Raw genomic sequence first — 6,000 nt, forward strand, 5'->3', positions numbered from 1 at the left:
AGTAGCGTGCTGCGGCGGAGCGTAGTTTGTTAACAAACAGTTTGCGAGTAAGTGGTCGTCGTGATATACTGGTAATAATTAGTACATGCTCAGCTATTCATCCCTATTGCGAGGAGGCGCCATGACAGATTAGCCCATCTCCACTTCCCTAGAAATCTCTGGCCAAAGAAACGGTCAAGACTCAGAGCATAAGGAGAACTCGTTATGGAAGTCTCATATTGCGGAAAGCACGGTCAGTCCTATTTAAACGATACCGGCATGAGCAAGTGCCCGGAATGCCAGAAGGAATTGAATGAAAAAATCCTAAGTAGTTGGTATCAGCAGCGTGATAGTTCTACCCTGGATCCGGAACTTATCGTGCCGGAGGAACCTCGAATAGAAGCTTGGAAGCAGGAAATGAAAAAAATACACGATTGCCCACAAAGACAGGATTCCACTTCGGATCAGATGATCGACTTATATGATGTCGCGGTTAAATTGGGGTTCTACGATGCTGCCGATTACATCAGACAAGTATTTATTGAGAAACGTAAAGGAAGTTGAAAAGGAGTGTTTGGGTTATATGAACCCTAAAAAGCTAGTTGATAAAGATGAGACTCTTGGGAATATCGTGAAGGTGTCCGAGATTCTTGAATATATCGTCCTCGCAGAGCTGATGACGCATGGTCCTACCTTTCAGCAAAACCTTGAGCAGCGCATAATTGAAGTCCTGGACCGCGTTGGAGTCAATAAAGGGTACCTTTCCCAACGGACTAGCAAGCTCATTGAAACAGGAAAGGTTGAACACGTTGGAATAGACCCGGAACACCGTTCCCGACACTTCCTGAGCATCACCGAGGATGGTGTGGACTACCTGAAAAAGCTCATGCAAGAAGTACCTGGTAAAGTGGAAATTGCGATGAGGACTTATAATGCCTTCGAGACATACATGAAGAAGTATGCCAAAATGCCGCTAAAGTGAGGAGTTCTTTCGATGACTTATGATGGAAAAACAGTAGTTACCGATGCAGAATTATTCCGTTGCTCCCTCTTCCGCACTCCCGTAACGATTAACATGGGTGATTGTTCCGATCATGGGATTATCGTGAATCAGTTCGACGAGGATTGCCTCTATGTTGATGGAGCTTTTTATATCCGGAGCGGGATCCAGGTTGAGCGTACGGAAATAAAAACAGACGCCGATCTGTATAACTGCCTCCTGTTCCAAACTTCTGTCGAGGTCCGAACAGCTGGGATCGTCAATACCTATGCTTCAACGATAAACGCGTTTAATGAAGAAATTGTGTTTGCAGACAATGAGTTCTTCTTCAGAATGCTGTCGGAGTTCTATGCAGCCTGATCGCTCGTCCATTCCCCCTAATCAAGCAGGTGAACTTATGACGAAACCATATTCTGAGGTGGTTAAAGACCTCAAAGAACGCTTCCCTAATGGAACCGTAGTAAATAACCGCTTCATCCCTAATCAGGTGTATATAGACCGTCTGGAAGCCGCTACAGAGAGTGAATGGAGCAAAGAGATCCTTCGCTTGGATATCCGCCCGGAAGCGGGATATGTATGTGCAATCGTTCGGGTGAAGATTGGTGACTACCATCGGGACGGCTATAAGGTCGAGAAAATTAAACCAGGAGCGGATGACAAAGCACTCACAACAGCGATCGATCTGGCCGTTAATGGAGCATTAGTAACCGCGATCGATGATTGGCAAGTTGGCTGGATAAATCTAGCCGAGACAGGCAATCGTGACTGGGCCACGAATCCAGGCATTACGCTTCTGCAGGCAGAGAAGGCAAATACGCAATCGACTAAGGCTACAGGAGCTGCCGTCCCTTCCTCTTCCACTCGGAATTGCTCTAATTGCCGTCAGCAGCTAACAGTTGAAGATATCGATTATCTAAAAACCATCCCAAAGTTAAAAATCGACTTTTGCAGAGCACATGTCCCTAAGTTTTATCTGAAGAATAAAAACTAAAGAGCCTTCGAGGTTAATCCTCGAGAGGCTCTTTTTCTAACGCTTTCGCTAATAATAAGTTTACTGTCTGATCAAACGTATTTCCGGTTTGATGAGTTAATTCAGTTATTCGCTCATATATAGCCTTGGTGTAATTTGTTCTCTTTGCTACGAGGCTTCCTTCCAGCTCAATGTACTCACCATTAAAATGGATGTTACCTTCAACTAGATACTGCTCTAATAGCTTATAGTCAGAATTACTACCTTTAAACCGTCCAATTCTACAAGTAACAAAATAGTGATTCTCACGTTCAAAAACACGAATATTTTTTGTGCCCATGAATTCGATCATAGTTGTTAAAAGACTATATATTTTAGAATTTACATCAGATTCCCTAGGGAAGTTAAACAGAATGCGTCCAGTTTTTCGCTCATAGGGTAAATCTAAACAAGGTTTCGAAGTAGGCAAATACCCACTCGGCTCTATGATATTCATATTTTGATCCATCAATCGAATAGGATCGACAGATAGTACGACAACTTTTTGATTATGCAAGGTAAAACTATCAAACAGCCTTAAATTGTTTTTATATAAGTTAAGTTCTCTTCCACTGTCTCTAGATAATGGGCTACTTGAGCTATTGTCTAAAGATTCTTTTAGAGCCAGACAATCGGATCTTTTAAAAACCCTTCGGAGTTGACTCCCGTACATAATCATCTGGCTTGGAATTTGATCTGATTTTGCAAGCACGCCTAAATATTGTTTAGAAACCCCAATTAGTTTCGCTGCATCTACTACAAACAAGGTGTCTTGATCAAACCACTTCTTCTTTAATTTTTGATACTCTTCATCTGTAAAACGATAGCCTCCATCACTCCTGTAAGTGTCCGGATTCACAGGTGTAATGAGCCCTTTCTCAACCCAATGGCGTATCGTATTTACAGACTTATTCAATTGATTAGCCATTTCTTTTTGAGATATATAGTTTGACATTTAGGCCCTCGTTCTTCCGCACTATATTAGGGGAATTTTTGGAGATAACTAGTACTGTAGAATCAAGAATAACATATCATATGTGACATGACTATATAGATTACCCACGATATTCCAGCTAATTATACCTTACTTCGTGTATTATTTTGCATACCTAACGACTTTGTTTTTACCGGTTGTTTTTGCTTGATACATCGCTTGATCGGCCTGCTTAATCAGCTCTTCATGGGATACTCCTTCTTCCCTTGTACTGTATCCAATACTTGCTGTTACGCCTGGATCAGTCTCTTTTTCAATCCGGAAACGGATTCTTTCTGTTAGCTGCTTCAAATCAACTGCCTCATTCCGAACAAGTCCCACTAGTTCTTCTCCGCCATATCTTCCGGCCATACCGATGCCATCTAATTCTTCCTTTAGAATATTTGCAACTTGTTTTAACACATCATCGCCAGCTTTATGTCCTCTAGTATCATTTAAACGCTTGAAATTATCAATATCGCTGAAGATTACAGTTACTGGGCGCCCTGCATTCACAGCCCTTTGTACATTCTCGTAAAAGTGCCGGCGGTTAAAGATGCCAGTTAAAGCATCTGTTATCGATGATAAATGAGACTTCTGCATAACCTCTATAACCCGCTCCAACAGTATGAAGAAGAGGATCGAGTAAGATAATACAGGCAGCACTTTAACAGCGAATAATGGCCAGTGCTCAGGCTGCTCCTTCCACTCCATCCACACTTTTACCCCATCTGTAAGTAAAAAGGTAAAGATCGCCCAGCGGAATTTATGATCATTACCAACCCGACTACCCAATAGGATCAAAGATGCCAACATAATTACCGCCATATAAGCCATTTGAAACCAACTATTAAGTAAGGATAATCCACCGGCTGCCAAACATAGCCCATAGAACAATCCCTGCACTTTAACGGATGTAAGGTGGTAAAGTTGATAAAACCCCAACAACAGAAGGATAAAGGCGCATTCGCCTACTACCGTTATTCCTCGATCGATCCAGACGTTGGTTATGGTAATGGAAGATAACCAAATGGAAGCGAGATGATCGAGCAATGTAAGCAGCAGAGAGATAGATAGCGTCAAATACGATTTCTTGCGTCTTTGCCTGAAGAGCTTAATCGATATTAGTAACATCAATAGAAGCACCGGCAGTAATATTAGCGATGATATGATGGCGCCTTGTAAGCCAATAAAGATGTCAAAAAAATTCATTTCAATCACCTGACTTCCATAGTTTGTTTTTCCTTGTGGTGTATTAAAAGAGACCATAAAAAAGAAAAGAGCACACCACGAGTGGCGTGCCTTGAGTCTTTCTCCTAGGCGAATATTGTATTTATATTATAGTTGAGAAATTATGTAATTCGCAATCCTTCCTTTTCTGCACATCTTCTCTTCTTTAACCAGGTTAGTTATTTATGATGTAGCGACGGTCTTCGTGACTTTTTTCTTTGAGCTCCACGTGCGGTATAGACTCTATGTAGTGGCAGACAGGTAAGAAAATATGAGGCTTGCCTGTTAGGAAGCGGATATCCGGCGCCTGGTGCTCCGATATGAGAAGCTCGCTTATGATACGCGCGCTTTGGACACCGCTTTCTAGGAGCTGTTTTGTCGGTCCTTGTAGGTAATGTGGGAGCTCAAATATTGGAGCGGGACGATCGCTCTTGAGTGGCTTATTCCAGGTGAATAAATCAATGTCTGCAGCCGGCTCCGGCGCCGTTGGCGGCGCAGAAACGATCTGTGGTGGACTTGGTGGTGCAGAAGCGGCGCTACGCCGCTGACGCAGGCGCCGGATCTGACTCTCCAGGAGTGGCAGCCCACGTTTGAGTTGCTCGGAAACATCCTTCGGAAGATCCTCTCCTTGGATGAGCTGCGGGTCCAGCTCCCAGCCGTTGTTATACTTCAAGAGGAGCTCGTCCAGTTCATAGTCTACGGCATCGAATCCCTTCTTAATGGCCGCGACCGTAATAGCGTCGATGGATAAATGCTCCTTTAAGTGCTCAATGCCGAATTTCTTCACTTCTCCAGTAGTCTTATGTTCGACGTGATGTTGGTAGCGCAGCGGCCGGCCACACTCGCAACGAAGATCCGCGGACACTTTACCAGCGTCTATATAGCCGGTATAGACCCATTCACTTAGAAGAGACTCAATCTCCTCCGGATCTGCTTCTGAAGGAATGTGGAAGCCCTTCTGGGTGGCCATGGCGTTTGCGAATATCGTTCGCCGGCCACGAACCAATTGTGAAGTTAGATATTCCCGCTGATTCTCGCTCATTTTGCTTAGCAGCTCGTCTCGCTCTTCAACCGAAAGAATCATGGCCGGCCCACCCTTCTTAATCATTGTGAATTGATTCTCGGACAAGCTCTACATTCATTCGCTCGCTTGTGCTTATGTGTTTAAAGATGGTAAGATCCAGGATCTGCGCCAATAATAAGCGATGTCTGCCATCTGTTAAGCCAGTGCTGCCACCCGTAATTGGATGTTTTTCATCCGCGTAAGATCCATACATCCGTGCATATCGGAGATTCGAAGTTATCTCATCAACATTTGAACCAGGACAGAATAACGATCTGAATTCAAGATATTTATCCGGATGCTCCGTCGGAAAATTCTTTACAAATTCGGGACTCTGCATGGCTGCATCTCCAACATGATTCGCGAGCCACTCCCACATTCTCCATGTCTTTTCAATGTTGCGGCATTTCGTGCAGCCATTGTGTGGATCTGTTTCTTTCTCATGAACAAGTGGGCAACCCCCTATCTTGTCATCATCGCACCTATCATCAGCTCCGTAAGGTCCTTTGAACGGATGAGGAAAGTCTCTAGCACGAATGGAATGTCGATAGACTCTCCGAGTGACTTTCCTTGTTTCTAAGAGCTCCAAGTTGCCCGTTCGAAAGCCTGCTCCACCTGCAGTCATATAGATTTCGGTATAACGCTTCTTTCGATCCGTAGGATCTGTTGGATCCAGATGAAGGAATCTAGCAAGCTCATATCTTGGCTTTCTTCTGTGCTCGAGAATGAGACCGGCCGGAAMTAAA

8 protein-coding genes are annotated in these 6,000 nt (G+C 43.9%); 4 read left to right on the top strand and 4 right to left on the bottom strand.

The window, feature by feature from the left end; translation table 11 throughout:
* The first annotated feature begins 204 nt into the window (after window positions 1–204).
* From ELR57_RS22335 to ELR57_RS22350, 4 genes are read left to right on the top strand one after another with little or no spacing between them, the layout of a single operon-like run.
* The gene (locus ELR57_RS22335; RefSeq protein ID WP_126961308.1) at window positions 205–543 is read left to right on the top strand and encodes a hypothetical protein; all 339 of its coding nucleotides are present in this window, start codon (window positions 205–207) and stop codon (window positions 541–543) included.
* Between the two features lie 19 nt (window positions 544–562).
* Window positions 563–961, top strand: coding sequence for a PadR family transcriptional regulator (locus tag ELR57_RS22340; protein WP_126961309.1), 399 nt, complete (start codon window positions 563–565; stop codon window positions 959–961).
* Window positions 962–973: 12 nt separating this feature from the next.
* The gene (locus ELR57_RS22345) at window positions 974–1,339 is read left to right on the top strand and encodes a hypothetical protein (protein ID WP_126961310.1); all 366 of its coding nucleotides are present in this window, start codon (window positions 974–976) and stop codon (window positions 1,337–1,339) included.
* A gap of 37 nt (window positions 1,340–1,376) precedes the next feature.
* Window positions 1,377–1,970, top strand: coding sequence for a hypothetical protein (locus tag ELR57_RS22350; RefSeq protein ID WP_126961311.1), 594 nt, complete (start codon window positions 1,377–1,379; stop codon window positions 1,968–1,970).
* Between the two features lie 13 nt (window positions 1,971–1,983).
* Here the strand turns inward: ELR57_RS22350 and ELR57_RS22355 are convergent, their stop codons facing one another.
* The 4 genes from ELR57_RS22355 to ELR57_RS28390 form a co-directional block, all read right to left on the bottom strand.
* Complete coding sequence (locus tag ELR57_RS22355; RefSeq protein ID WP_126961312.1) at window positions 1,984–2,943, bottom strand: MerR family transcriptional regulator; 960 nt, start codon at window positions 2,941–2,943, stop codon at window positions 1,984–1,986.
* Window positions 2,944–3,084: 141 nt separating this feature from the next.
* On the bottom strand, window positions 3,085–4,173 hold the full coding sequence (locus ELR57_RS22360; protein ID WP_158630135.1) for a GGDEF domain-containing protein: 1,089 nt from the start codon (window positions 4,171–4,173) through the stop codon (window positions 3,085–3,087).
* A gap of 193 nt (window positions 4,174–4,366) precedes the next feature.
* The gene (locus ELR57_RS22365; RefSeq protein ID WP_126961314.1) at window positions 4,367–5,275 is read right to left on the bottom strand and encodes a hypothetical protein; all 909 of its coding nucleotides are present in this window, start codon (window positions 5,273–5,275) and stop codon (window positions 4,367–4,369) included.
* 16 nt (window positions 5,276–5,291) lie between these two features.
* Window positions 5,292–6,000: hypothetical protein (locus tag ELR57_RS28390; RefSeq protein WP_238162648.1), on the bottom strand; the 709-nt coding region annotated here is incomplete at its 5' end.

The sequence above is a fragment of the Cohnella sp. AR92 genome, assembly GCF_003990975.1.
Taxonomy (GTDB): Bacteria; Bacillota; Bacilli; order Paenibacillales; family Paenibacillaceae; genus Cohnella.

What these genes read in the sequence shown, in the direction of transcription:
- ELR57_RS22335 (WP_126961308.1), top strand. Translation starts at nt 205, where the DNA reads ATGGAAGTCTCATATTGCGGAAAGCACGGTCAGTCCTATTTAAACGAT.
- ELR57_RS22340 (WP_126961309.1), top strand. Translation starts at nt 563, where the DNA reads ATGAACCCTAAAAAGCTAGTTGATAAAGATGAGACTCTTGGGAATATC.
- ELR57_RS22345 (WP_126961310.1), top strand. Translation starts at nt 974, where the DNA reads ATGACTTATGATGGAAAAACAGTAGTTACCGATGCAGAATTATTCCGT.
- ELR57_RS22350 (WP_126961311.1), top strand. Translation starts at nt 1,377, where the DNA reads ATGACGAAACCATATTCTGAGGTGGTTAAAGACCTCAAAGAACGCTTC.
- ELR57_RS22355 (WP_126961312.1), bottom strand. Translation starts at nt 2,943, where the DNA reads ATGTCAAACTATATATCTCAAAAAGAAATGGCTAATCAATTGAATAAG.
- ELR57_RS22360 (WP_158630135.1), bottom strand. Translation starts at nt 4,173, where the DNA reads ATGAATTTTTTTGACATCTTTATTGGCTTACAAGGCGCCATCATATCA.
- ELR57_RS22365 (WP_126961314.1), bottom strand. Translation starts at nt 5,275, where the DNA reads ATGATTCTTTCGGTTGAAGAGCGAGACGAGCTGCTAAGCAAAATGAGC.